This is a genomic window from Spongiimicrobium sp. 3-5, from assembly GCF_046557915.1.
GTDB lineage: Bacteria > Bacteroidota > Bacteroidia > Flavobacteriales > Flavobacteriaceae > JBHEBG01.
This window is the reverse complement of the sequence record NZ_JBHEBG010000001.1, coordinates 1,297,624-1,320,568: the sequence shown is the minus strand read 5'-3', so window position 1 is coordinate 1,320,568 and position 22,945 is coordinate 1,297,624. Positions and strand designations below refer to the sequence as shown.

28 protein-coding genes are annotated in these 22,945 nt (G+C 38.9%); 19 read left to right on the top strand and 9 right to left on the bottom strand.

From position 1 onward, the window contains the following. Positions 1-157: 157 nt before the first annotated feature. From ACEQ81_RS05745 to ACEQ81_RS05735, 3 genes are all read right to left on the bottom strand, one after another. Positions 158-976, bottom strand: coding sequence for a universal stress protein (locus tag ACEQ81_RS05745; RefSeq protein ID WP_411029892.1), 819 nt, complete (start codon positions 974-976; stop codon positions 158-160). Between the two features lie 27 nt (positions 977-1,003). Further along, positions 1,004-2,365, bottom strand: a complete 1,362-nt coding sequence (gene hemN, locus ACEQ81_RS05740; protein WP_411029891.1) for an oxygen-independent coproporphyrinogen III oxidase — start codon at positions 2,363-2,365, stop codon at positions 1,004-1,006. Between the two features lie 108 nt (positions 2,366-2,473). Next, positions 2,474-3,829, bottom strand: a complete 1,356-nt coding sequence (locus tag ACEQ81_RS05735) for a Gfo/Idh/MocA family protein (RefSeq protein ID WP_411029890.1) — start codon at positions 3,827-3,829, stop codon at positions 2,474-2,476. Positions 3,830-3,984: 155 nt separating this feature from the next. On the opposite strand from ACEQ81_RS05735, the gene ACEQ81_RS05730 reads away from it, so the two are divergent. Together ACEQ81_RS05730 and ACEQ81_RS05725 are read left to right on the top strand one after the other, a co-directional pair. Then, a complete protein-coding gene (locus ACEQ81_RS05730) occupies positions 3,985-4,866 on the top strand; it encodes an NDP-sugar synthase (protein WP_411029889.1) in 882 nt (293 codons plus the stop codon). A gap of 13 nt (positions 4,867-4,879) precedes the next feature. Next, complete coding sequence (locus tag ACEQ81_RS05725) at positions 4,880-5,953, top strand: phosphotransferase enzyme family protein (protein ID WP_411029888.1); 1,074 nt, start codon at positions 4,880-4,882, stop codon at positions 5,951-5,953. On the opposite strand, the gene ACEQ81_RS05720 is transcribed toward ACEQ81_RS05725, so the two are convergent. Continuing rightward, positions 5,926-7,020: an adenylate/guanylate cyclase domain-containing protein gene (locus tag ACEQ81_RS05720; RefSeq protein WP_411029887.1), complete on the bottom strand. Its 1,095-nt coding sequence runs from the start codon at positions 7,018-7,020 to the stop codon at positions 5,926-5,928. The two genes, ACEQ81_RS05725 and ACEQ81_RS05720, sit on opposite strands and share 28 nt — an antisense overlap. A gap of 166 nt (positions 7,021-7,186) precedes the next feature. Here ACEQ81_RS05720 and ACEQ81_RS05715 point away from each other — a divergent pair, with 166 nt between their 5' ends. From ACEQ81_RS05715 to ACEQ81_RS05685, 7 genes are all read left to right on the top strand, one after another. Next, positions 7,187-7,777, top strand: coding sequence for a DUF4202 domain-containing protein (locus tag ACEQ81_RS05715; protein WP_411029886.1), 591 nt, complete (start codon positions 7,187-7,189; stop codon positions 7,775-7,777). A 114-nt stretch (positions 7,778-7,891) separates the two neighbouring features. Beyond that, positions 7,892-8,479, top strand: coding sequence for a bifunctional precorrin-2 dehydrogenase/sirohydrochlorin ferrochelatase (locus tag ACEQ81_RS05710; RefSeq protein WP_411029885.1), 588 nt, complete (start codon positions 7,892-7,894; stop codon positions 8,477-8,479). Positions 8,480-8,542: 63 nt separating this feature from the next. Then, positions 8,543-8,908: a DUF7009 family protein gene (locus ACEQ81_RS05705; protein ID WP_411029884.1), complete on the top strand. Its 366-nt coding sequence runs from the start codon at positions 8,543-8,545 to the stop codon at positions 8,906-8,908. A 119-nt stretch (positions 8,909-9,027) separates the two neighbouring features. After that, entirely contained in the window at positions 9,028-9,873 is an 846-nt protein-coding gene (locus ACEQ81_RS05700) for a bifunctional helix-turn-helix domain-containing protein/methylated-DNA--[protein]-cysteine S-methyltransferase (protein ID WP_411029883.1), read from the top strand. 27 nt (positions 9,874-9,900) lie between these two features. Then, positions 9,901-10,614 (top strand): 2OG-Fe(II) oxygenase, encoded by a 714-nt coding sequence (locus tag ACEQ81_RS05695; RefSeq protein WP_411029882.1) that lies wholly within the window; start codon positions 9,901-9,903, stop codon positions 10,612-10,614. Beyond that, positions 10,598-10,861 (top strand): Ada metal-binding domain-containing protein, encoded by a 264-nt coding sequence (locus ACEQ81_RS05690; protein ID WP_411029881.1) that lies wholly within the window; start codon positions 10,598-10,600, stop codon positions 10,859-10,861. The genes ACEQ81_RS05695 and ACEQ81_RS05690 overlap by 17 nt, the downstream gene beginning before the upstream one ends. Continuing rightward, on the top strand, positions 10,848-11,453 hold the full coding sequence (locus ACEQ81_RS05685; protein ID WP_411029880.1) for an alpha-ketoglutarate-dependent dioxygenase AlkB family protein: 606 nt from the start codon (positions 10,848-10,850) through the stop codon (positions 11,451-11,453). The genes ACEQ81_RS05690 and ACEQ81_RS05685 overlap by 14 nt, the downstream gene beginning before the upstream one ends. Positions 11,454-11,488: 35 nt before the next feature. Here ACEQ81_RS05685 and ACEQ81_RS05680 read toward each other — a convergent pair whose 3' ends face one another. Next, positions 11,489-12,448, bottom strand: coding sequence for a helix-turn-helix transcriptional regulator (locus ACEQ81_RS05680; protein ID WP_411029879.1), 960 nt, complete (start codon positions 12,446-12,448; stop codon positions 11,489-11,491). Positions 12,449-12,657: 209 nt separating this feature from the next. Here ACEQ81_RS05680 and ACEQ81_RS05675 point away from each other — a divergent pair, with 209 nt between their 5' ends. The 5 genes from ACEQ81_RS05675 (at position 12,658) to ACEQ81_RS05655 (ending at position 16,183) form a co-directional block, all read left to right on the top strand. Continuing rightward, positions 12,658-12,873, top strand: a complete 216-nt coding sequence (locus ACEQ81_RS05675) for a hypothetical protein (protein WP_411029878.1) — start codon at positions 12,658-12,660, stop codon at positions 12,871-12,873. A gap of 153 nt (positions 12,874-13,026) precedes the next feature. Then, entirely contained in the window at positions 13,027-14,025 is a 999-nt protein-coding gene (locus ACEQ81_RS05670) for a DUF2157 domain-containing protein (protein WP_411029877.1), read from the top strand. After that, positions 14,018-15,088: a DUF4401 domain-containing protein gene (locus ACEQ81_RS05665; protein ID WP_411029876.1), complete on the top strand. Its 1,071-nt coding sequence runs from the start codon at positions 14,018-14,020 to the stop codon at positions 15,086-15,088. The genes ACEQ81_RS05670 and ACEQ81_RS05665 overlap by 8 nt, the downstream gene beginning before the upstream one ends. Further along, positions 15,075-15,560: a GDYXXLXY domain-containing protein gene (locus ACEQ81_RS05660; protein WP_411029875.1), complete on the top strand. Its 486-nt coding sequence runs from the start codon at positions 15,075-15,077 to the stop codon at positions 15,558-15,560. The genes ACEQ81_RS05665 and ACEQ81_RS05660 overlap by 14 nt, the downstream gene beginning before the upstream one ends. Before the next feature lie 233 nt (positions 15,561-15,793). Then, positions 15,794-16,183: a hypothetical protein gene (locus ACEQ81_RS05655; protein ID WP_411029874.1), complete on the top strand. Its 390-nt coding sequence runs from the start codon at positions 15,794-15,796 to the stop codon at positions 16,181-16,183. A 75-nt stretch (positions 16,184-16,258) separates the two neighbouring features. On the opposite strand, the gene ACEQ81_RS05650 is transcribed toward ACEQ81_RS05655, so the two are convergent. Beyond that, positions 16,259-16,867 (bottom strand): hypothetical protein, encoded by a 609-nt coding sequence (locus ACEQ81_RS05650; RefSeq protein ID WP_411029873.1) that lies wholly within the window; start codon positions 16,865-16,867, stop codon positions 16,259-16,261. A 253-nt stretch (positions 16,868-17,120) separates the two neighbouring features. Further along, positions 17,121-17,678, bottom strand: coding sequence for a hypothetical protein (locus tag ACEQ81_RS05645; protein ID WP_411029872.1), 558 nt, complete (start codon positions 17,676-17,678; stop codon positions 17,121-17,123). Positions 17,679-17,810: 132 nt separating this feature from the next. Here ACEQ81_RS05645 and ACEQ81_RS05640 point away from each other — a divergent pair, with 132 nt between their 5' ends. Beyond that, the gene (locus ACEQ81_RS05640) at positions 17,811-18,407 is read left to right on the top strand and encodes a hypothetical protein (RefSeq protein WP_411029871.1); all 597 of its coding nucleotides are present in this window, start codon (positions 17,811-17,813) and stop codon (positions 18,405-18,407) included. Between the two features lie 15 nt (positions 18,408-18,422). On the opposite strand, the gene ACEQ81_RS05635 is transcribed toward ACEQ81_RS05640, so the two are convergent. Together ACEQ81_RS05635 and ACEQ81_RS05630 are read right to left on the bottom strand one after the other, a co-directional pair. Next, positions 18,423-18,788 carry a helix-turn-helix domain-containing protein gene (locus ACEQ81_RS05635; RefSeq protein WP_411029870.1) on the bottom strand — a complete coding sequence of 122 codons (366 nt, stop codon included), beginning with the start codon at positions 18,786-18,788 and terminating at the stop codon, positions 18,423-18,425. Positions 18,789-18,795: 7 nt separating this feature from the next. Further along, positions 18,796-20,184 (bottom strand): hypothetical protein, encoded by a 1,389-nt coding sequence (locus ACEQ81_RS05630; protein ID WP_411029869.1) that lies wholly within the window; start codon positions 20,182-20,184, stop codon positions 18,796-18,798. A 262-nt stretch (positions 20,185-20,446) separates the two neighbouring features. Here ACEQ81_RS05630 and aqpZ point away from each other — a divergent pair, with 262 nt between their 5' ends. From aqpZ to ACEQ81_RS05610, 4 genes are all read left to right on the top strand, one after another. Continuing rightward, positions 20,447-21,133: an aquaporin Z gene (gene aqpZ / locus ACEQ81_RS05625; RefSeq protein WP_411029868.1), complete on the top strand. Its 687-nt coding sequence runs from the start codon at positions 20,447-20,449 to the stop codon at positions 21,131-21,133. A 126-nt stretch (positions 21,134-21,259) separates the two neighbouring features. Further along, positions 21,260-22,072 carry a sigma-70 family RNA polymerase sigma factor gene (locus ACEQ81_RS05620; protein WP_411029867.1) on the top strand — a complete coding sequence of 271 codons (813 nt, stop codon included), beginning with the start codon at positions 21,260-21,262 and terminating at the stop codon, positions 22,070-22,072. Positions 22,073-22,152: 80 nt separating this feature from the next. Continuing rightward, positions 22,153-22,524, top strand: a complete 372-nt coding sequence (locus tag ACEQ81_RS05615) for a VOC family protein (protein WP_411029866.1) — start codon at positions 22,153-22,155, stop codon at positions 22,522-22,524. A 52-nt stretch (positions 22,525-22,576) separates the two neighbouring features. Continuing rightward, positions 22,577-22,945, top strand: coding sequence for a DoxX family protein (locus ACEQ81_RS05610; RefSeq protein WP_411029865.1), 369 nt, complete (start codon positions 22,577-22,579; stop codon positions 22,943-22,945).

Here is a 22,945-nt window from a genome sequence, read left to right as displayed (position 1 = left end):
TTACCTCTCTGACAATTTTAGCAAAACAGACACCGGTTTCTAAGGTCAATCTTGTAGTATATGGTCCCAGCTCATCTATCAAATACTTGCACAAAAGAAGGAGGAAACCACAATTAGTTTCCTCCTTCACACATCAACTAACAAATCTATCGAATCGCTAGATTTTAAACGTCAACACTGGTATATTGGCATGATTGGCCAAATCTTCCCCTATGCTGCCCATAAAGAAATGGGAAAGGCCTTTACGACCATGGGTGGGGATACCAATGACATCCGCATTAATATTTTCGCTATAATTAAGAACGCCTTTTTCCACACTGTAGTCATTGTATATAGCTACCTCCTTGCCTGCCCCCGCTTTTTGCAAAAAGCTGGATATTCGTTTATAGGCATCCGATGTACTTAAAAAATTATCCCCCGGGGTGTTTATATAGACCAAATGAAGTTTTGCGGATACGGTATCGGCAAAGGATCTCGCCTTTTGGAATGCCACCAAACTATCGTCTTTGAAATCGCATGCGAAAACAAAGTTTTCCATCTTAAAATCAGCGAGGTCGTTTTTTACCACTAATACAGGTATATCGGAGTTACGTACCACTTTCTCCGCATTTGAACCGATAAATATTTCCTTAAGTCCATCTGTTCCATGAGATCCCATAACTACAAGATCGGCGTTATGTTTCTTGGCAATTTCATTTACCTCGGCCAAAACCTTATAATGTTTAACGATAGGAGTAATTTTTACGCCCTTATAAAATGGCTTATCCAAAAAATCATTGAATCTTTTTTCTGCCAACTTTAAAAGAAACACCGCTTGCTCCGGGGGTAATCCACTAGAGGACAAGGTAGTATCGGACAATTCTAACATGTGCAATGCAAAAATCTCTGCTTCGTACTTCTTGGCCAGGGATGCGGCCACTTTTAATGCGTATCCTGACTGTTCTGAAAAATCCAAGGGTACTATTATTTTTTTCATAGGTAACGAGATTTAGGGTTACAAAATTTAAATGGTCATGGAAAACAACTGTGTTTCCGGTGCTTTTCTATGCAAGCGCACATCAAACGCCATACATATATTCCTCACGAAAGGACGTCCCTTTTTAGTAACTAGAACACTATCGGAATTAATTTGGACCAAGCCATCAACTTCCATTTCGCCCAATCTTTCAACCACTTGGGGTAAGGCGTCGAAGTAAGACGAGGTATCGCTCCAAGAAGTGTTTAAACCGCACATTAAGTTTAGGATATGCCTTCTTATTATTTGATCTTCCTCTGTTAATATATGGCCCCTATAAATAGGTATAAAATCGTTTTCCAGAAGGTGATAGTACTCCTCTAAGCTTTTGACATTCTGGGCAAATGCGTACCAACTATCGCTAATACTTGATGCCCCAAGTCCAATCATTAGCTGTGTTTTGGAAGCTGTATACCCCATGAAATTCCTGTGGAGTTTTTCGTTCTGCATAGACTGGTACAAACTATCCGTCTTTAGTGCAAAATGATCCATCCCTATTTCGGTATAACCTACTTCAGCCAACAGTTTTTTACCGTTTTCATATTGCGCTCGCTTTTCAGGGGCAGATGGTAAATCTGTATCCTTATACCCCCTCTGTCCATTTCCTTTTAGCCAAGGCACATGGGCATAACTATAAAATGCCAAACGGTCTGGCATAAGCTCTTTGGTTCTCAAAATAGTCTGCTCTACATGTTTTAATGTTTGAAATGGCAGACCAAAAATAATATCATGCCCAATAGAGGTGTATCCTATTTCACGGGCCGTATCCGTTACTTGCTTAACCTTTTCGTAAGACTGTATCCTGTGTATGGCCTTCTGAACAGTTTCGTTATAGTCCTGGACCCCAAAACTCACCCTTCTAAAACCTAAATCGTAAAGTACCTTTAGGTGGGCTTTTGTGGTATTGTTCGGGTGGCCTTCAAAACTAAATTCATAATCCGAAGCTCTAGTGGCCCTTCTAAACAATCCGTTGACCAGCAAGGTTAAATTTTCTGGTTTAAAAAAAGTAGGAGTTCCTCCGCCCAGATGAAGTTCTTTTATCTTAGGCCTGGCACCAAAAAGATCACAATAGAGTTTCCATTCCTTCAAAATGGCATTGATGTATGGAACCTCTACTTCATGGCGCTTGGTAATGCGTTTATGACAGCCACAAAAAGTGCACATGCTTTCGCAAAAAGGAAGATGTATATAAAGGCTTATTCCTTCGCTGGCATTACTTTCGGCGAAACTCTTTTGCACCGTAAGTTTCCATTGTTTGCCGGAAAAGGCATCGGCATTCCAGTACGGAACCGTAGGATAGCTTGTATATCGGGGCCCTGCAACATTGTATTTCTGAACCAATCCACACATAGGTGTCTTTTATTTCGTTCAAAAATAGGCTCCTACAAGAACTAAAAACATGATAAAAGTCAGGTTAGCTGTTTATTCTACAGCTTATGTTTCCTTTGAAGTTTAAGATCAATAATCCTCTTTCATCCAATTATAAGGCGTTCTGTTAATCCAGAGACCTCTGGTAAAGTCGGGGAAATCTTGAGGTGCCCCATTGTTTTCTATGGATATTTCCGATAGCGGTGTAATGGCGCTCCATGCCGCGGCGTCATATACGTCCATTGGGGGAGCCACCTTGCGTTTGGCAGATTCCACAAAAGCATTTATAACAAAAAAGTCCATGCCTCCATGGCCAGCACCTTCTGCATATTCGCCAAATTTTTTCCAAAGCGGATGATCATACTTTTTAAGCCATTCGTCAGCGGCATCCCATTCATGGGGTTCAGATTTTCCTTCTACATATATTCTATTACCATCCACTTCCCAAAGACCATTGGCGCCCTGTACCCTAAATCCTAAAGAATAAGGTCGTGGTAAATTGCAATCATGGGTTACTATTATGGTTTCTCCGTTAGAGGTTTCTATGGTAGAGGTAATCACATCTCCCTGTTTAAACTTAACCTTGGCATTCGGATGGTCTTTACCTCCATGTTTTACAATATGATTATGAAGCCCAATCCCTTTTGTGGCGTTGGCGGTCATAGAAACAAACCTGTTACCGCGGTTTATATCTGCCATAACGGCTATAGGGCCCAAGCCATGGGTAGGATATACATCGGCATTGCGCTTTACGGAGTGGTTAGTTCTCCATTTTGCTTCCGAAATGGCATTTTCCCCAAATTCTACACCCCCACCATAAGCTTGCTTTCCGTTATTGAATTTCACTTCACGTAAATCGTGTTGATATCCGCATCTAAAGTGAACCAATTCCCCAAAAACGTTTTGCCTTACCATGTTCAATACGGCCAAAACATCCCTTCTATAATTTACATTCTCCAAAATCATTAAATGTGTACCTGTATGCTCATGGGTGTTCACCAGATCCCAACATTCTTCCATCGTATTAGCAGCAGAAACCTCTATACCGGCATATTTACCAGCTTTCATGGCATCTACGGCCATGCGCGTATGCCACAACCAGGGTGTTGCTATTATTACGGCATCTACTTCTTTAAGTTCCAATAAATTTCTATAATCATAATCGTTCTTTCCGAAAACCAAGGGCTCCTTTCTCCCGGATTTTATAACTAAGTCCTTCGCAATGGCAATACGGGACGGATCTACATCGCAAACGGCGGTGAGGTTTATATCTTTTCTTCTTAAAAGGTTTTCAAGATGATTGGTCCCCCTAAGACCAACACCAATCATTGCAACATTCAATTTTTCGGTGTCCTGTCCAATAACATCCAAAGCAAAACTTGGTGTAACCAACACCCCGGCCCCAAGGACGGAAGTCTCTTTAATAAATTTTCTTCTAGAATTCATATGATTTTAAATTTTACCGCAGGGATCACTGGCACAAGATATTTGTACACCATAAAAACCGAAACGATTAATTGAAGGGTTAAATTATGAAAATCTTTATGAAGTAGCACATAATAGCATAAGAAAACTTATTTTTACTGCCATAAAGAAAAAAAATGGTTTTACTTTTAATGGCCGCAGGCAGCGGGAGCCGATATGGCAAGCTAAAACAATTTGATGACCTGGGTCCGAAAGGGGAGTTCTTGATGGAATTTAGTATCTACGACGCCCTAGAAAACGGTTTTGACCATATTGTAGTGGTCACCAAGCAAGAAAATGTTGAATTCTTACATGATCATCTAAGCACTAGATTACCAAAAGGTATTGGTCTAGATGTAATTGCACAAGAAATTACGGATTTACCAGAGGGTTCCAAATTTACCGGAGAGCGTATAAAACCATGGGGGACCGCCCATGCTGTATGGTCTGCCAGAAACTTGATTTCTACCCCATTTGTCGTAATCAATGCAGATGACTATTATGGTAAACTAGCCTTCAAAAAAACGGCAGATTTTCTAAACAATAATATGGAAGGTAATGCCTATGCCCTAGTGGGGTATACATTAAAGGACACCTTATCTGCCCACGGTTCCGTATCCCGAGGAGTTTGTAAAATGGAAGGGAACATTTTACTTTCGGTAAAAGAGCATACCAAATTGGAGCAACAAGGTCTTATAGTAAAAGATTTTGATTCTGGCACCGAATTCACCGGAGATGAATTGGTGAGTATGAATTTTTGGATCTGTAGACCTTCTATTTTTAAACATATTGAAAAAGATCTTAGAACGTTTATAGCTAATGCGGACAATATTGCCAAGGGCGAGATTTATTTGCCCTTTGTAATTGAAGAAATGGTACAGCAGCGCCAAACACAAGTAGAAGTACTCCAATCGGATGGAAACTGGTTTGGGGTAACTTATGCCAGTGATAAGGAAAAAGCAATGCAGCAGTTGAAAACCATGACCAAATCTGGTAAATATACATCGCCTTTATGGTAATAGTACAATGAATATGGGGGGATTAGATGCGGCAGAATTAAATTCGCTTTTAGAACACTTTCACATTACAAAGAAAAAATATGAGCTACAGGCCATTAACAATGGGTACATAAATGACACCTATTTGGTTTTGGACAACATGGCTCCTATCTATATTTTTCAGCGGATAAATCCTTCGGTATTTCAAGATGTCATAGGTCTTATGGGAAACGTGGAAAAAGCCCTGACCTACCTTGTAGGCGATGGCTATAGCCCTATAGAACTGGTAAAGACAAGGACCGGGAAAGCCTTTTTTGAACAAGGAGAAGAGGGTTTTTGGAGGCTTATGACCTTCATAGATCAAAGTTTAACCTACAATACAACAACAAATCCCGAAATAGCCTTTGAAGCCGGAAGGATCATTGGAAAATTCCACACCCTATTGCAGCAGGCAGATGTAACCGAGTTTGTAGATACCATACCCAATTTTCATAACCTTCAACTTAGACAAGAACAATTTGAGCAAGCCCAATTGCATGCAGAAAAAGATAAGTTGAACACCGCCACCGCCGCGGTAGATTTTGCAAAAGATACCTTTCCAAGATTGGCTTCACTTAAAAATGCAAAATTACCACCTAGAGTATGTCATAATGATACCAAACTGAACAATATCCTGTTTTCCAAAAAGGAAACGAAAAGCCTTTGCCTTATAGATCTTGATACTATAATGAAAGGGTACTTCTATTTTGATTTTGGAGATGCTGTTAGAACCATTGTGAATACTGCCCAAGAAGATGAAAGAGAACTTCACAAAATTACCTTTGAAAAAGAATTGTTCCGGGCATTTGTGAATGGTTTGGCCGTAAATTCTTCTTTTCTTACGGATCAAGAAAAAAAATCTTTGCACCTAGGTGTGGTGTTAATGCCATTTTTACACGGCCTTAGGGCATTAACAGATTATCTCGAAAACGATAAATATTATAAGGTTTCCTACAAGGGTCAAAATCTGGACAGATGCCTAAGTTTATTTCAGTTTACCAAAATGGCATTGCAGAATTTGGATTATATGCAGGATGTAATTCAAGAAAAATTAATGCTCAACAGTTGAATCGGTTCTTTTTTACCTCTTAGCATCATTTCGCCTATCTTGTTAAGAGAAAAGCTATTATCTGTCTCCAATTGATCTGCCAACTTTTTTGATAAGAGTATTTTTGTGTTGTGCTCATTACATTGGGCCTGTATACGGGCAGTAGTATTAAGTACATCTCCAGTATAAATGATATTTCGCTTTATTATACCTATTTCACCCGTTGTGACTTCACCTATATGATAACCCGCCTTAAAAGCCGGTACCAGACCAAATCGTTCTATGTAGTTATCCTCTTTTTGCTGCAGTCTTTTGGAAATTTTGGCAAAACAGCGGATACAATTGTTTTTACGCAGACCATTTTTAACCGACCAAGAGACCACAATCTCATCTCCCACATACTGATAAATCTCCCCGGACGTTTCCAAAATTGCATTGGTCATATCGGCATAATAGTTTTTTAATAAATTGAAATACATTTTATGACCTAAAGTTTCCGCAATGGACGTAGAGGATTTCATGTCCAAAAACATAAATATTCTTTCCTCTAGAACAGGTCTATGGTACTTTCCAAAAGAATAGTTATAGATGACCCCGCTACCCATATAATCTACAGCCTCGGAATAGAAAAGCGCAATCTCCAAAATTACCCCACTATAAATAACAACGCTCCAGAAAGACCAGTCTCTCATAAATTGGGACAAACTATCCGTAACTACGGGATCTAAAATACTGGTATTAACGAGTTGTGCATTGGCTGTTAAGACCAGAATAGCTAGAAATACGATTACAAAAACCAGATAAAAACCGCTCTTAAATAAAATTTTGGCCCAAAAAGGATTATGCATAAATAGCTTTTTAAACCATGTCACTTCTATCCAACCTTGCAACAATCCAACAACAAAACTACCCGTACCAGTAAATATCAGCGAGTTCCAAAAATTGTATTTGTTTCCAGTAGAAGGATATTCCGTGGAGTCCCCAAGCAGACCCAGCTCCAGAGAAATGTAAAGCAACCCGAAAAACAACCAGATGATCCCAAAGGAGAGCACTTGCCAAAAATATCGTCTTATTCTAGGATGAAACATACATTTAAATTTAAGAATTATGATATCTCCAACTTTCTTAAAGATAGTTAGTGCCCTTCTAAATCATATCCTCAACTCACAACAGAAAATATAAACATTTTAAATTAAGACGTAGCTTTGTATACTTTAATTTTTCTAAATAGTTTTAATCAAAATGCAGGAACATATGGCAAGATCCGATAAAATGTTAAAGGCTTTTCAGCTTTTTGATGAGGCCAATGGCAAGGACCCCAACAAGGAAGAGTTTGAAGGGAGACTAATTCCCAAAGAGTTGCTGTACGCCATGCGAATGACGGATAGATTGGAAAGTTTTGATTCGCAAGCTTCAGAACCCTTACAGCTCACAGCAAGATGTCAACATATTTGCAGATGGGAGATTCCCAGGGATTCTTACGAAATGAACAGGGTAGGCTATCTAAAATGGCGGCAAGAACTAAAAAAGTTCCATGCGGGGAAAGCCAGTGAAATTTTAAACCGTGTAGGGTATGATGAGGAAACCATAAAAAAGGTAGTTTTTCTTTTGGAGAAGAAACAATTAAAGAAAAATGAAGAAACGCAAACTCTCGAAGATGTAATCTGTTTGGTGTTTTTAGAATTTTATTTTGAGCCTTTTATGCAAAAACACGATACGTCAAAATTAATAGGCATTTTACAAAAGACTTGGCAAAAGATGTCTGCCAAAGGGCAACAAGAGGCACTAAAATTACCGCTCTCCAAGGTCACTTTAGATCTTATTTCCAAGGCGCTTCAAAATTGATACTCTATCTTTAACCTACAAAGTAAAAAACGACCAGATCCTTATTGCATTACGCCATTGGCATAAGGAAGATAAGGGAAGTTGCAAATATTATTCTTAAACAAAGTTGATAGCATGGAACGTAATGAACTTTACCCCATATTTCTTAAAGTAGCACAGTTAAATGTACTTATTGTAGGAGGGGGTAATGTGGCTTTGGAAAAGCTGACATTTTTACTCAAATCCAGTCCAAATGCAAAGGTATCCATGATTGCCTTGGAGTTTTTGGATGATACCGCGCTATTGGCAAAGCAGCACAATATAGTGCTTACAACAGCGGCCTACGAACCAAAATACTTAGAAGGTAATCATATGGTAGTAGCAACCACCGATGATGTTGGGGTTAACGAACAGGTGTATAGAGATTGCAGGGCAAGGCACATTTTGGTAAATGTTGCGGACAACCCTCCTTTTTGCGATTTCTACATGGGGGGTATTGTAACAAAAGGTAATGTAAAAGTAGCCATCTCTACCAACGGTAAATCTCCTACGACCGCAAAACGCCTACGTCAATTTTTTGAAGATGTCATCCCCGACAATATAGACGATTTGGTGAAGAACCTAAACCTTTACCGAAAAACGATAAAGGGCGATTTTGAAGAAAAAGTGGAAACCCTTAACGAGTTTACCAAGGGCTTGGTAAACAAAAAGGAACAAAACTAAACCTGTCATATTGTAACTTTGACAGCAGGTGATCAGCACCATTCTACTAAAACAAAGGAGCACATGAAAATTCGAATTAAAGGAAACTCCATTCGCTATAGACTTAGCCGAACCGAGGTGGAAACATTTTGTAGTAAAGGATCTTTTTCGGAAAAGACCCTATTTAATACCAAACCCTTCCATTATAAAATTAAAGCACTTGAAGGTATTGAAAATCTGGGAGCCGATTTTGGAGATGATACTATAACTCTATATTTTCCGGATTCCTGGAGAAACGTTTGGGCAAACACCGAAATTGTTGGATATCAACACAAAATGATCTTGGCAAATGGAAAGGAACTATTGCTACTGGTAGAAAAGGACTTTGTATGCCTAGACATTAGGGATGAGGATCAGAGCGATAATTATCCCAACCCTAAGGCTTCCTAATCTTATTAGGCTTAGAAACGCTTAACCTTGCAACCGACATACGCTCATAACCGCAAGAATCGGGTTTTAAGAGAGATCCCTCAGGACTATTTTTGTAGTGTAATTCTAATTTAACAGTTATGAACGAGCAAGAAAAATACAACTACGAACGTATTGCTAACGCCATATCCTATATAGGGGATAACTTTAAGGAACAGCCCAATTTGGACGAAATTGCTGAGAAAGTACATTTAAGCCCTTATCATTTTCAACGCTTGTTTAGGGAGTGGGCAGGTATAAGCCCTAAAAAATTTCTACAATATATCAGTGTGGAACATGCCAAGAACATTCTAAGCGACAAAGATGCCACTTTGTTTGATGCAGCCATGGATACTGGGCTTTCTGGCACTAGTAGATTACACGATTTGTTTATTAATATTGAAGGAATGACCCCGGGAGAGTATAAAAATGGCGGTGAAAATCTTTCCATTAATTACAGTTATTCCTTAAGTCCTTTCGGCACCGTAATTATTGCATCTACTTCAAAAGGTATTTGCCATATTGCTTTTGTGGAAGATGAGGAAAAGGCACTGTACGAGCTTAAAAAACATTTTCCAAAGGCCAGTTTTTATCAACGGGTAGATCAAAGTCAGGTAAACGCCTTGCTAGTTTTTGCCAATGATTGGACTCAGCTATCAGAAATAAAATTGCATTTAAAAGGCACCGATTTTCAACTTAAGGTATGGGAGTCATTACTTAAAATTCCCCAGGGCCAGTTGTCTACCTACGGGGATATTGCCAAGCATATCAAAAAACCAAAAGCTTCTAGGGCTGTGGGTACGGCCATAGGGAGCAATCCAATTGCTTTCCTAATACCTTGTCACAGGGTTATACAATCTACAGGAAATATTGGCCAGTATCATTGGGGCAGCACACGAAAAACAGCCATTTTAGGGTGGGAAGCTGCCAAAGTACACACTAAATAATCAATTACTTTTAAACTACATCTCAAAATGATCGGCTTGCAAGAAAAAATAAAACTTCAGGACTGGGAATACGTTTCCCAATCTTTAAGCTCCAAAGGGTATGCTATTATTCCGAGACTCTTATCAAAAGTAGATTGTGAGACACTCAAAGCATGCTATTCAGAGGATGGGCTTTTTCGTAAAACCGTTGTTATGGAACGTTATAGATTTGGGTCTGGGGAATACCGTTATTTTAGATACCCCTTACCCGAAATTATACAAACCCTTCGCACTTTGGTCTATCCCAAGTTAGCTCCGATAGCAAACCTCTGGATGAAAGCACTTAAAATTGATAAGGCTTTTCCTGCGGAGCATACCACGCTATTAAAAAAATGTGCTGCTCAAGGGCAAAAATTGGCCACTCCGCTTATTCTAAAATATAGAAAAGGCGGCTACAATACATTACATCAGGATTTATATGGGGAAATCTATTTTCCTATGCAGGCCGTTCTGTTCTTAAATGAAGAGGGCAAGGACTATCAAGGTGGTGAATTTGTACTTACTGAACAGGTACCGCGTGCACAATCCAAGGCTATTGTTTTACGTCCAAAATTAGGTGATATGCTTATATTTTGCACCAATTTTAGACCTGTAAGGGGAAAAAAGGGATATTATCGGGTTAGTATGAAGCATGGTGTTAGCGAGGTATTGGAAGGAGAAAGGCATACCCTAGGGATTATTTTTCATGATGCACAGAGTTAATATATACTACCATAAGGATATCTCTGACACTGTTCTTTTTAGACTATTAAAGCAAAAAAATATAGTGCTGGGAGGCAACAAAAACTTAAAAATTTATGGTACTTTACATTGTAGATCAGGCAAGCGAATGAAAAAAACCAACCGTGTATTCTTTACTTCGGAAGCAGAAGCCATAAGTGCTGGTTACAGGCCTTGCGGGCATTGCATGAGAGGTGATTATAAAATTTGGAAAGATGGACTTATTTAATACCGATCCCCTTTCAAACAGGTTGCCCTATGATGGTAATGTTATATACTACGGGAGTATTTTATCAAATTACGAAGCCTCTATACAGTTTACAAATTTGTTGGAGTGTATTTCCTGGGTCCATGATGAAGCAGTAATCTATGGAAAACGAATCGTTACAGATCGTAAGGTAGCGTGGTACGGCGATGGTCATTTTTCGTATACCTATTCGGGTACCACAAAACAATCGTTGCCTTGGATACCTGAAATAATGCTCCTTAAAAAAAAGGTTGAGCAAAAGACAGGGGTAACGTTTAACTCTTGCTTGCTAAACCTCTACCACTCTGGTAAGGAAGGGATGTCTTGGCATAGTGATAACGAAAAATCTTTGGGCCATAACACCACAATTGCCGCGGTTAGCCTAGGTGCAGAACGTAAATTGATGTTTAAACACAAAAAAACTAAAGAAAACACCGCTATACATTTGGAACATGGCAGTTTGTTGGTAATGAAAGATAATACCCAAGAAAACTGGCTCCATAGTATTCCTAAAACCAAAAAGGTTAGAACACCCAGAATTAGTCTTACCTTCCGAACGTTCGTTGGGTCTTAAATTTGCTGTAATTTTCTTTATGTAAATTGGCTGTCTTAGGTTAACTGCGCTGTTGCCCGTTTTAACATGTCCTTTATTTGGTCTTTAAGGGTTTCCGGCTCTAAAATGGTAGCATAATCGCTGAACATTAAATACCATCTTGCAAAACCGTGTTCCATATGTGGGGCCATAAATGTCATCTCAATCTTATCCTTTACAGTTTTCTCTGAAACAAAACCGTATTGATTTCTCCCCGCACTAAGGTATCGGGCCACCTTCTGGTCTACTGATATCCTAATTTTGGTTTTTGGTAAAAGCTCACAAGAGCTCCGAAGTTCATCGAGTGATGGGTGTTCTTGTAAAAATGAATGACCTGTTCTACTAATTTTTAGAATGCGATCGGTTCGGAATTGTCTATAGTCTGCCCTAATATGGCAATAACCCAATACATACCAAAAATTGTTCTCATGAAACAGGCCCACAGGCTCAATTATACGTTCTCTGGGATCTTCTTCACGCAGGGATTGGTATTTTAGGAATACTTGTGTCTTTTCAGCAATGCTCTCGAAAAGGATTTCCAAGGCATCGGAAATACTCTCATTAAAAAGATCTTGTGCCGGATTTATGCGCACTTGGGATTCCAAAGCATTGATCCAATCTTTTTCTTTCCCCTGTAAAACAGATTTCACCTTGTACATTGCGGACTCGTAATAAGCCCCCAATGCTTTGTCCGTGAATTTTTGCATCAGTTTTTCGGCCGCTACAAAACTACCTGCCTCTTCCCTGGTAAACATTACAGGCGGCAGACGGTAACCGTCCATTATAGAGTATCCTATACCCGCTTCGCTTACAATGGGCACACCAGAAGATTCTAAAGTACGTATATCGCGATAGATAGTTCGAAGACTTACTTCAAAGCGATCTGCTAGTTCTTGCGCCCTAACTATTCGTTTGGATTGTAACTGAATAAGTATGGCAATGATTCTATCGAATCGCTTTAGCGTGTCCGTGCTCATGAAGAAATGGTATATCTCTCAAAGATAAGATTTCGTGGAAAAATAAATGCGAAAACTATACCCCTTTCGGCTGTTTAACACAAAAACATTCAATTTGTTTTTTCCTACTGACAAAGGGCTGTCACCCTGCTTATTTAATTTTGTTAGACACAAAGTTGACAGGTCATTTGGCAAATGAAAACAACAACACATCAACAAAAAGCACAATCATGAAAACAGTATTGGTATTTAAAACATCGGTTACCCAAGATAATGAAGTAAGACAACTTAAGCCTTTATTGAACAATTTGGTGAACCCTAAAGGGAGGTGGAATTTTGATTTAGAGGACTGCGATAAGATCCTCAGGGTAGAAGCGCAAAAATTACCTGCCGTGGCCATCGTTTCGGCCTTGGAGCGTAGCGGATTTCTTTGTGAAGAGCTCTGATTTAGCCATTGGGTATATTGTTGTTTTCTGTAATTGTAAAGGTCTATGCCGGCCGTGGGAAATTCGTTACGCCAACTGGTCGGATACCTTCCAATTAGATCATTGCGTTTAATTAAAATCTGAATTTCTGATGAAAATTGGCTATTTTTAGGAATGTCCAAACTGCCAAACAAGGTGCCAAATAAAATCAGTCCATCTACCACCAATATCGAACGTGATGACATCTATATAATTGGCAGGCATAGCAATTGGTCCGAAAACGGGGTAGATAAATTTCTTAAGGAAAGAGTATACAACAATGCGGTATCTTGGGGTAAGTTCCTTAGGCTGTTGTTTATTTCTTTGGGCGTTACTTTTAGCACTGCCGGGATAATTTTCTTTTTTGCATATAATTGGCAGGAGCTTCACAAGTTTGCCAAAATTGGTCTTATCGAAGGCCTTATTGTAATTACCACATTAATAGTATTGTTCTCCAAATTAAAATTGGGGATCAAAAACATTGTTCTAACCGGAATATCCGTATTGGTTGGTGTGCTGTTCGCGGTTTTCGGACAAATCTATCAAACAGGGGCCAATGCTTATGATTTTTTCTTGGGCTGGACCATGTTTATTACCTTATGGGTGTTAGTTGCAAATTTTGCACCGCTATGGTTGGTATACATTACTTTAATAAATACCACCGTAGTGCTATATGCAGAACAGGTAGCCCACAATTGGTCTGGCAGTTTTATTTTTTTATTGCTCTTTGTAATTAATACAAGCTTTCTGTTACTTGGACTATGGGGGTCCAACGTAAGACCGGGAACACATTTCCCACGATGGTTCTCCAATGTGTTGGCATTGGCCGCGGTAAGTATAACAACAATCGGTATTACCGTAGGCATTTTTGATGATCAAGGAACTTTTTTTTGGATATTGTTTCTTGTAACGGCAATAGCCTTTACACTTGGTATGAGGTACGGTTTGACACATAAAAGGATATTTTACTTAGCTGTTATTCCTTTTAGTCTAATTGTTATGGTGTCTGCCTTCTTAATAAATGTAACGGACGACCCAGGAATGTTTTTAGTAGTCTGCCTTTTCTTAATTGCAAGCGTTACCGCCGTAATTAAATCATTGATAAACATTCAAAAAAAATGGGCCAATGAATAGGGAAGCTCAGGTACAGGACTTCTTGAAGACCATTTCCAAATCGGAAGGAGATGGTTTTAAGGGTGATGAACAAGCCATTTTGGAGGAGTATGTAAAAAAAGATGCAAACAGGTCTGGTTTAGCAATCAAAATAATGTCTGTCCTCGGTGGATTTTTAGCTACTATCGCATTTTTAGGATTCCTGTTCATTGCTGGGCTTTATGATTCCGATATGGGGCTTCTGCTATTTGGATCCATCTTCATAGGTGCCGCTATTTGGCTGAACAAAGTATTTGACAAACTAATCATAGACACCCTAAGTATTTCAATGTATATCATTGGGCTTCTCCTATTAGGTTTTGGTATGGCACAGTTTAATACAAATGAAGATCTGATTACCATCAGTATTATAGCAATAGGAGCAGGCACTCTGATGCTTACCCAAACTTACGTACTATCCTTTATCACCTTCTTAACAATTGCAGTTGGTACTCTGGTATTAATGATGTCTAACTTTTTATACGATTTTATTCATCTATACAATACCTGTGTAATGGTGCTGCTTACCTATGTTGTACTTAATGAGGCAAAAATCATTACCATGGGCAAAAAAATGTCCAGATTATACGATCCCATACGGATAGGTTTGGCCGTGGCCTTGCTAGTGGGCCTGGTATGCATTGGAAAAAGAGATCTAATACCGATAAGCATAGATTATGTTTGGGTTTCCGCTATCCCGGCGTTGTTTATAGTGATATATCTAGTCTACAGAATTATTAAAATTCTTGGTATTGAAAATTTGCGAGATAAAATCCTAATTTATTCATTAACCACCCTAATATTGGCCACTACTATTTTCTCCCCTTCTATTTTGGGAGCAATGGTACTTGTTCTGCTGTCGTTTTTGGTTAATTATAAAACCAGTTTTGCTTTGGGAATTGTTGCACTGGCTTATTTTATTTCGCAGTATTATTACGATTTGGGTTTTACCCTGCTTACGAAATCTATGATTCTTTTTTCAACTGGGCTCGTATTTATCTTATGTTATGTGTTAAGCAATAAAAAAAGAAATGAAAAAATATAGGCGGATTGTTATTTTGGGCAATCTTATAATCTTGCTGGTACTCTTCAACAATTCCATCTTCCAGAAAGAAGCTTTATTGTCAGACGGGCAGCTTGTGCTATTGGAGCTGGCCCCAGTAGATCCCAGGTCATTGATGCAAGGAGATTACATGCGGTTGCGCTATAAGATTTCGGAGGGGGTAGCCTATGACAGTATCTCTAAACGAGGATTCTGTATTGTTAAGTTAGACTCAAGGGGAGTTGCCGAAAGAGTAAGAATTCAAAAGGAAAATCTTCCTTTAAACCGTAACGAGCATCCTATTGAATACACTTCTGACAAGTGGAGTATTAACATTGGGGCCGAATCTTATTTCTTTCAGGAAGGAGACGCCGACAAGTTTGAGAATGCCGTGTTCGGGGGGGTTAAGATTGATGCTGATGGGAACAGTATCTTAATCGGACTATATAATAAGGACTTGCAACAGATACATTAATAATAAGTTGTGTAACCCCGTAGCCCAGATATTGCCAAGATCTTCGTTCTAGTATCAACTCCAAATTCAGTCCTAAATAAGGTATTTACTTTTCAGAATTTTTATATATTTTATTAATATTATCTGTTTATATTTTAATAATATGTATTAATTACATATTTTTGTAGGAAATTTCCTTGCTTTGGTCATTTAAGTTACTGTTGACAAGGATTAGTATGAAACAGGTTTTACTTATGAAAATAAAAAAACTCCGCATGGGTATTAGGCAGGTACTGCTGAATGAGGTTAACGAAAAATTAAAAAAGACAGAAATCATTGAGACCGAATTTGGCGTTGGCGTAATTGGTTATGACTTTGTTGTCCCAATGGGAAATTATCATCTTCAATTGTACTATAATGCCATATATGATGCGCTTAGCATTAAATATATGGAACCCAATGAATTATTAAATAATATTGATATCAGGATAACCATAAACAAAGAAGATATTCCTTCCACTGTTTACGATACTATTTGGAATCTTGCCTGGGACAATCTCTGGAGGGAGGTGTACTCAGATGCAGCCAAGGGGGAAGACCAATCCGATGATACCATTAAACTCTTTACCGGATCGCAAAACTAATAGACATAAAAAAGGGGCATGCGTAGCACTGACCCCTTTTTTAAACATAATTTATGGGTACGGATTGGTAAAGGACTAACGTTTCTTATCCCATAAGTTGAATAAAAGTCCAACATTGAGACTTAAGCCCCCTACCGACTGCCTCATTCTGCTAGGGCCAATGGCTCCGGCATGCAAATAAGCAAGGTTTACATTAAGAACTCCATAGGTAAACCCTACCATGGGACGAAACGAAAAGTTTGTTGCCGTATAGGTAAGCGGTATGTAGGTGTTGCCAGACTTATACCCAAGGGACAAAATTTGGGTAACACCTAGCCCCAACCCCACATAAAACTTAAATTTGGATTTCGATTTCGTTAAGTAATACCGCCCTTGGATCATAGCACTTGCCATATCACCGTCTAGGTAAGATAGATCATACAGATCTTCAATTTCAGCGAAACTGCTGAACGGACTTAGGACATCCCCGCCCCTTAACCTGTGAAGCATTAACAACAGGGAAACATCCAGATTGTCTGTAACGCCATAGCCCAACTCCAATTGCCCCGAAATACCGCTGTCCAGAACATCATTGATCTCGGTCGTAGGCGTAATATATCCAAGCCCAAAACCTACTTTAAACTGTCCGTAAGTAGCAACCGACCCTAAGAAAACCAAGGCTGCAAATAGTACTAATTTTTTCATTCCAAATATATTTTATTGTTTAAGGAACGAAACTATCACAAACACCTTGCACCCTATCTATAATTACATTTTTTTTATATTATTTATAACTTTGGATTAACCTTTTCCGTTTAATATATAAATATTATCATAAAATTATTTCGAATTTTGGCTGCCAAAGTTTAAATCATAGACAAAACTCCAAAACAAAAAAGCGGGAACGCTTTAGCACTTTCCCGCTTTAACTACTAAACTAAACTCTCGGCAATAAAAACTAAGCTCCTCCTATAGTAAATAAAAGACCAATGTTGAAGGTAAAATCACCTATTGACTGTTCTGCGGCTCCCTCACCAATTTTACCGGCGCTTAAGTAGGCGGCATTTACATTTAGCACCCCATATTTGAAGCCAAGCGCAGGTCGGAAAGAGAAATTAGATGTACTTTCCAAAACTTCAATGGAAAGCCCACTCCCCTCTAGTTCCACTGCGCCAACATTAGTTAAACCAAATCCCAGACTCCCATACGGTCTAAACCCGGATTTTGTAAAAAAGTAACGTGTATTGGCCATAAAACTACTTAAAGTAAGGTTTCCAACACCAGCGCCATCCAACTCAGCTCCTACCAAAAAATCTCCCTGATACAGCAAGGAAACATCAAGGTCCTCGGTAACGCCATAACCTAGTTCTGCATGTCCGGAAATACCACCATCCAAAAAATCCTTCGCATCACCCGTGGGTGAGGCATATCCCAATCCAAAACCCAATTTAACCTGGGCACTAACACTTGTCAACGCAAAAAGGATCACTGTTGTAAATAATAAAACATTTTTCATTCTAATTTAAATTTTAGTGTTTGAGCGGCAAAACTAGTAATAAAACAAATAAATACACATTATATTAAATTTAATTTTTAAATTTATATGTTATATATAATTATATTCAAAAACTGATATGTTATATACCTTATGAGCGATGCAATTGTCCAAAGGGGAGATTGGAAAAATCTGCCTATGCCAAAGGAAACTTCCTCCTTTCTCTTAAATAAAAAAATATCCAATAGCGAATATGAGCAACTGATTTTAGGCATAAGGCCCAGACAAATGGAGGACAAATGGTTTGCGTTCGTTGAAAACAATACGCTTTTTTTTCATAGAAGTCCTACTGGCTTCTGCATTTACGAAACATTGATAGAACAGACATCGCAGGGTTATCTTTTGGCCAAAACCCGCGTAAACAGAAACTCGGAGCAGTACGATGCCAATGATAATGCCGAAGACAAAATTGCCCTTAGTTATCTTATTGATCGTTTTTTACTGGGGAAAGCGGTTACCCTAAAAAGACCCACATCTTCCAATGCAAGAACACCAAACAAGGGCACCCGGACCAAAAAAATGAGGTTTAGTAGCACTGTAACAACTGTGGAGCTAATTATTTTTAGTTGGATATTTGCATTGACCGCGGAAGACTTGCACAAGGCCGGATTAAGCGACACTATCTTGTTGGGCATCGCGGTATTGATCTTCGCAGCAACTATAGCCTTAATCATTAGAGCGGCTCCCTAACAATATTGAAAAAATCTAAAACCCTACTGTTTTAAGCGTATCTATCAGTGATTGGGAATTTTTGAGTATTTCCTTGGCTTTTGATTTAATCTCACCTGTGGGAAAAGTATATAATCTAAGGTCATCATCGGTCATAAATTCCGAATCATTATTTTGATAAATGAGCCATTTTATATTGTACTGATTCTCCTGAAGGAACACCATAATCTTAAGAAAATTATCTATGGTACCCCCTGTACCATGTTCAATTCGGTGCAAAACCCCTTTGTTAAGGTTCGCCTTCCGAGAAAACTGTTCTTGGGACAGTTTCATCTCTTTTCGGATATGAAATATTCTTTTCCCAACTAAATGAAAATGGGAATTGTTCTCTTTTTTGGACATCTTATTGTTATTTTATTATGGTAATAAAAGCCGACTCTTTATCTATGGTGTTATCTTCATTTTCCGTTTGCCACGTTTCGGCCTGCTGCTGTTTGCTCCATTTAAGAAATCGCGGTTTTTCCAAGTGAACAGTGTACCCTATAGGAAAACTCTTCGTCAACATCCCAATAAACGCATTGAGCGTTTTATGGTTTAAAGGCACCAAAATTTTAATCAATCCTTTCGCCCTATTTTCATTTATCTTAATGATATCTGTCTTTACAAAGTTATTTGCTTCCCTACCCAATTTCATGGTAAGCTCTTCCACCCTTGCTCTGTTGAACTTTAAAATCCGCTTTAAGAACTGCGCGTAAAGTTTGGCATGGTCATCCTTCAGGCCAATGCGCAAGGCAAGCTCCGTTTCATTGGTATAGTTAAGTTGAATACCGTAGTCCTTTTGTGCCATTAGGTAAATCAACAGTCGTATTTCACGCAGAAAATCCGTATGTGAAACATTACAGGCCAAATGAAGTATGCTATTTTCACTTTCCAATAGTTTGCTTATGCGATGCATTGCGTTTTCATTTAAAGACAAAGGACAGAAATACCTTCGGTTATCCATACTTTCATTATTTTTTTGAAAGAATTGATAATGCGCATAGGCTTCAATAGGCTTGCTTACCATGGTAAAGTGTGTTTTCTCATGATAACTTAATTTAGTGGCATTGGTAAGCCATAAGCCCGATAAATCCGTAAAATCGGCATTAAAACCGGCATCGTCCGTATTATCCAAGAAATGTATTCCGATCTGATTTCCTTTTTCGTCCACAACAGGAAAAGCCACATTTGGCACGCCATGCTCCTCGAGTACAGAATTCAAAGTAGGTTTAGCATTAAAGGCGCAATTATGGAACACCATATTTTGGGTAGTTTCGGGAACTATACCATAATGACCCATAACCTCAAAATCAACTATTGGGTATAGTTTGTAAAACCTAGAAAATGCATTTTTAAGTAAATCATCCAAATCCCCACTGCCGTAGCTCTCCAAAGACGATTTAAAAGGCGGATTACCATCTTTAAGAAAATTCACAAGCGTATTACTCGCCTCTATCAAATTGTCTTTCGAAGGGTTGAAGCTAATCAACTTATCCCCATCCTCTATTCTTCTTTTAATGAAGTTTAAAATATTTCCCTGATCCTTTTTCACCAAACTGTAATAACGTTCTTCACCTTCCAATTTGGCAAGGAAAATTACATCTCGTAAATTTTCGTCTTGTTTTAAAAGGTAACACCTAAAAACACCTATATCCAAATCTGGTTTATGGGTATAACCAATAGATGAGATATAGTGTTCAAAATTTGCGGTTTCAATAACGTCGGGTATTTGGGACAGTAAATCTACTGAGCTTGTCATTATAGGGGTTTTATAGGGAATAACACTATAAAATTATAAAAATCCCAGTAGAGTTTTATAAAATATTTAAAATTATTCCGGCAGTGGCTTTGTTTTCTGGTAAGTTAACAAAGGGTTTTTTAAGCCAAATCCTATTATTTAACATATTTACCTATATTAGTATTTGGGTGAGGATGTGTTTGTCTTGGCCCGTTACTGCTTTTATACCTCCCCACCCAGGATTAAAGTCAGCAGCTTTAATAATAACTAAAAACCAAACATTATGAAGAAATCAATTGCAGAATTTATCGGAACCTTTTGGCTTGTATTGGGCGGATGCGGTAGCGCTGTACTGGCAGCGGCCTACCCAGAACTTGGCATTGGATTTGTAGGAGTGGCCTTGGCCTTTGGCCTTACCGTACTTACCATGGCCTATGCCATAGGCCATATTTCTGGCTGTCATTTAAATCCGGCCGTATCCTTAGGCCTTTGGATGGGTGGTAGATTTGACAAAAAAGAATTGTTTCCGTATATACTTGCCCAAGTATTGGGAGCTATTGCCGGTGCCGGCATACTATATCTCATTGCCTCGGGAAAAGAAGGTTTTGAAATAGGAGGCTTCGCCGCAAACGGATATGGAGCGCATTCCCCGGACGGGTATAGTATGGTTGCTGCGTTAGTTACGGAAGTGGTAATGACTTTTATGTTCTTGATCATCATTCTTGGCGCAACACATTCCAAAGCACCCAAGGGTTTTGCAGGTTTGGCCATAGGCCTTGGATTGACTCTTATACACCTCATCAGTATACCAGTTACCAATACCTCGGTAAATCCGGCACGTAGTACTAGCCAGGCATTATTTGCAGGAGATTGGGCCATAGGGCAGTTATGGCTTTTTTGGGTTGCCCCAATCTTAGGTGCGCTATTGGCTGGCTGGGTCTATAAAATGATATCCCCCGAAAAAGAATAGAAAAAAGAGGTCCATTCTCAGAATTCTTTAGAAATTGCTTACCCAAAATGAACGATTATTTTCTACATTTATAATCGTAATTTCATGGACGGTTAGGTTATGCCATTAAATTATGAGTAGGGTCTTATGAAAAACACAGCACAGTATCAGCAAGAATTTATATCGTTCCAAGACGAGTTAAAATCATTTGTATACCGATTGGTAACCCATCGGCAAGAGACAGAGGATATTGTCCAAGAAACCTATATAAAAGCATTTAAGAGCATTAAATCGTTTAAGGGAAATTCTTCGTTCAAAACATGGACCTTTGCCATTGCCACCAATTTGGCAAAAGACAGTTTAAGGGCAAGACAACGGTGGGGCGAGGACTGGATGGAATTGGTAAAAGATGCCCACGTTCAGAACAAACAGTTGCTCCAGAAAAAATTTGAGGTTTCCAAAACTTCCGAACACGGTAAATATGTAATACGCGAGCATATAAGCTACTGTCTTAGCTGTGTTAGCAAAACCTTGTTACTGACGCATCAAATTTGTCTTTTGCTTAAAGAGGTCTATAATTTTAAGATCAGTGAAATAATGTTGATCACTGGGCTTTCGGAAGGCAAAATTAAGCATGCCATAGCCGATTCTAGAAAGGATATGAACCGTATTTTTGAGAAACGATGCGCCCTTATCAACAAAGAAGGTATTTGTCATCAGTGTACAGGGCTCAACAACCGCTTTAATCCGGAGCAAGACACCCAGATAGAAATCAATAAGATCAAAATGATCAAAGAGGCCCGTAACAAAAATTATGACGAGCTGTTAAGTCTTAGATTGCAGTTATCAAAAAGTATTGATCCACTACAGGCCGAAGGTGCGGACCTACACAACTACCTCTTGGAAAACTCGCCCGACTGGGCACGGGAACAACAAGAAAAGATTAAAGTAACTACCTGAAAATCAAATTTTTATATCATTTTTCGTCCGTTTTGTATTGTTTATCGGTCTAAATAGGGTAAACAATTAAAAACAGTAAAATGAAAAATGTGATCAACTGGTTTAATCTACCATCAAAGGATTTTGACAGGGCCATTAAATTCTACAGTGCTGTACTGGAAATAGAAATGATGCGTATGCCCAGTCCGGACGGATTTGAAAATGCTTTCTTCTCTAACCCTCAGGAGGGTGGTGTAAGTGGTTCTATAGGGTCCAACCCTCAACAAAAACCGGGCATGGATGGTACTACTATCTATTTTGATGTCAACGGTCGTTTAGATGCCGTTCTAACCAGGGTATCAGAAAATGGCGGGCAAATAGTAATGCCCAAAATGAATATTGGCGACTTCGGTAACATTGCCTTGGCTATGGATAGCGAAGGGAATCTGGTGGGCTTTCATTCTGCCTCTTAATTTTTAACATTGGGAGGTGTTATGCACCTCCCTTCATTCTAAAAACAAAATCATGAAAAAAAACAAAATTATATATTGGATTACCACGGGCCTCCTTAGCTTAATGATGTTGGGTTCGGCCATGTTTTACCTAACACAGACCCCTACGGCAACCCAGATATTCAACAGTCTAGGATTCCCCGCCTACCTTATTTATCCTTTGGCACTCGCCAAAATACTTGGGGTGCTGGCAATCCTGACCAACAAAAGTGACTTTCTTAAGGACCTTGCCTATAAAGGTTTTTTCTACGTATTTATATTGGCCGCCAGCGCACATATAAATGCTGGGGACGGGGGCTTTGCACCTGCGTTGATCGCGCTACTTTTAGTGATTACTTCTTACCTTTATAACAAGAAGTTACGTTTAACTACAACACCCTAA